The 2,694-nt window shown below is 72.3% G+C and carries 3 protein-coding genes; 1 reads left to right on the top strand and 2 read right to left on the bottom strand.

Annotation, left to right across the window (positions count from 1 at the left end; translation table 11 throughout):
- On the top strand, window positions 1–914 hold a 914-nt coding region (locus GKQ77_RS31275), incomplete at its 5' end, for an RluA family pseudouridine synthase (RefSeq protein WP_258022292.1).
- An 18-nt stretch (window positions 915–932) separates the two neighbouring features.
- Here the strand turns inward: GKQ77_RS31275 and GKQ77_RS31270 are convergent.
- Both GKQ77_RS31270 and GKQ77_RS31265 read right to left on the bottom strand, forming a co-directional pair.
- The gene (locus tag GKQ77_RS31270) at window positions 933–2,390 is read right to left on the bottom strand and encodes a cytochrome P450 (RefSeq protein ID WP_219692488.1); all 1,458 of its coding nucleotides are present in this window, start codon (window positions 2,388–2,390) and stop codon (window positions 933–935) included.
- Between the two features lie 3 nt (window positions 2,391–2,393).
- A partial coding sequence (locus tag GKQ77_RS31265) for a Bug family tripartite tricarboxylate transporter substrate binding protein (protein WP_219692487.1) occupies window positions 2,394–2,694 on the bottom strand: 301 nt, incomplete at its 5' end.

Raw genomic sequence — 2,694 nt, 5'->3', positions numbered from 1 at the left:
CGCTCCCCCAGCGCGACGGCGTCGACCCCGTCCGGGTCAAGCTGCCGCAGGAGGGCGCGTGGGCAACCGTCCGCGACCACCTGGTGGAGCGGCTCGCGGCAGGCCCCGGGGTCATCGACGCGATGCTGCGCGGCGGCGAGATCGTCGGCGCGGACGGCACCCCGATCACCCCGGACACGCCCTACGCGCCCGGCGCCTTCGTGTGGTTCCACCGCGAGCCCCCCGCCGAGGTGACCGTGCCGTTCGCCCTCGATGTCCTCCACCAGGACGAGCACATCGTGGTGGCCGACAAGCCCCACTTCCTCGCCACCATGCCGCGCGGCGGCCACGTCACTCAGACCGCCCTCGCCCGCCTGCGCACGGAACTCGGCATTCCCACGCTGGGCGCCGCGCACCGCCTCGACAGGCTGACCGCCGGCCTCCTCCTGTGCACCGTGCGCCCCGAGGAACGCGGCGCGTACCAGACGCTCTTCCGCGACCGCCTCGTACACAAGGAGTACGAGGCGATCGCGCCGTACGACCCCCAGGTGCCGTTCCCCCGCACGGTCCGCAGCCACATCGAGAAGGAGCGCGGCGTCATCGCGGCGTACGAGATCAAGGGCGCGACACCGAACAGCGAGAGCCACATCGAACTCATCGAGCACCGCGCCGGACTCGGCCGCTACCGTCTGACCCCGCACACCGGCCGCACCCACCAGCTCCGCGTCCACATGAACGCGCTCGGCCTGCCGATCCTTGGCGACCCGGTCTACCCGGTGGTGACCGGACCCACGCCGCCGGACGATTTCCGGCGGCCCCTGCAACTCCTCGCGCGCGTCCTGGAGTTCACGGATCCGGTCACCGGCGCCGCACACCGCTTCGTCAGCGGGCGGACGCTGGGCGCGTGGTCGGCGTACGACGACTGGAAGCGGTAGGCGGGCCCGCGGCCCCGCTCAGTAGCCGCGCCACCAGGTGACGAACCGCCGCCAGGCCCCCTGGGCCGGGACGGGCTCCGGCACCGGCGGGGCGGCCGGGGCGGCCTGCGCCTGCGGGGCGGCCTGCGCCTGGGGCGCGGATGCGGCGGGCTGCTGCGGACGCGGCGGCGTGGAGACCTGCCAGTCCTGGCGAGGCCTGGGCAACTGCGCCGAAGGCCGGGCCATGACGTCCTGCGGCGGCCGCGGCGCGAACCGCACCGGCAGCTCCACCAGATGCCGCGAAAGGATCGAGGACGTCCACCGCAACTCCCGCTCGTCGATGTCCAGTTCGACATCCGGCAGGCGCATCAGGAGGGCGTCGACACCGGTGTCGGCGATGGCGCGGCCGATGTCCTGACCGGGACACTCGTGCGGCCCGCCACTGAACGCGAGGTGCGAGCGGTTGCCCTTCATGCCGGCGGCGAGGTCGGGGCGTACGACGGGGTCGACGTTGCCCGGCGCGATACCGAGGATCAGACCGTCACCCGCCCGGATCCGCCGGCCGCCCAGCTCGGTGTCCTGCTTGGCGAAGTAGCCGACCATGGCGCTGAACGGCGGCTCGTCCCACAGGGACTGCTCGACCGCCTCGGGGACCGTCATCTGGCCGCCGCTGAGCTGGGCACGGAAGCGGGGGTCGGTGAGGACCATCCGCAGGACGTTCGCGATGAGGTTGGCGGTGGCCTCGTACGCGGCGATGAGCACGAGGCGCAGATGCGCGCCGACCTCGTCGTCGGTGAGCTGCGCCGGGTGCGCGATGAGGTTGCTGGTGAAGTCCTCCTCGGGCTGCGCGCGGCGCCGTGCCACGAGGCCCATCAGGACCTCCATGATGTACGCGTTGCTGGCGATGGCGGTCTCGGTGCCCTTGATCATGTCGCGGGCCGACTGCACCATCTTCTCGTTGTACTCCTCGGGCATGCCGAGGACGTGGCACATCACCATCATCGGCAGGTGCTCGGCGAACTGGCTGACCAGGTCGGCCGTGCCGTGCTGGCAGAAGTCGTTGAGCAGGTGGTTCGTATAGCGGTTGATGTAGCGGCGGATGCCGCGGTGGTCGATGCCCGACATGGCGCCGGTGACCGCGCCGCGCAACCGCTGGTGCTCGTCGCCCTCGACGAAGCTGCACATGGGCTGCCAGCTGAAGACGGGCGCGAGCGGATGGTCCGGCCCGGCGGTGCCGTCCCGTACGGCACGCCAGATGCGCGAGTCCCGGGAGAACTGCGAGGGCGTGCGGACCATGTGAAGGTTCTCGCTGTGCCCGAGCACCGCCCAGATGGGCACGTCGTTGTGGATCAGTACGGGCGCGACCGCGCCGTGCTCGGCGCGCAGCTTCTCGTACAGGCCGGCCAGGTCGGCGTCCGCCTCGGGGCCGTAGAGGCGGCGCAGGCCGCCGGGGCCGAGGCCGTGGGCGGGGCAGCCGGGCGGCGGCGCGGCGGCGATGCGCTACTGAGGCTCGATGCCGGCCGCTTCGATCACCGGCTGCCAAAGCCCCTGTTCCGTCTTGATGCGGGTGGCGAAGGCGTCGCGCAGTTCGCCATAGGGCGTGATGCCGGCTTCTTCCAGCCGCGTGCGAAAGGCGGGGTCGGCGACGATGCGGCGGCCCTCGTCGGCCAGGCGGGCCAGCACCGCTTCGGGCATCCCCGTGGGGCCGACCAGGCCGTTCCAGGTTTCCACGACATGCCCGGGGTAGGTTTCGGCAATGGCCGGCAGGTCGGGCAATTGCGCCAGCCGCCTGGCGCTGGAC

This window comes from Streptomyces anatolicus, assembly GCF_019400875.1.
Classification (GTDB): domain Bacteria; phylum Actinomycetota; class Actinomycetes; order Streptomycetales; family Streptomycetaceae; genus Streptomyces; species Streptomyces anatolicus.
This window is presented reverse-complemented; position numbering and strand designations above follow the sequence as displayed.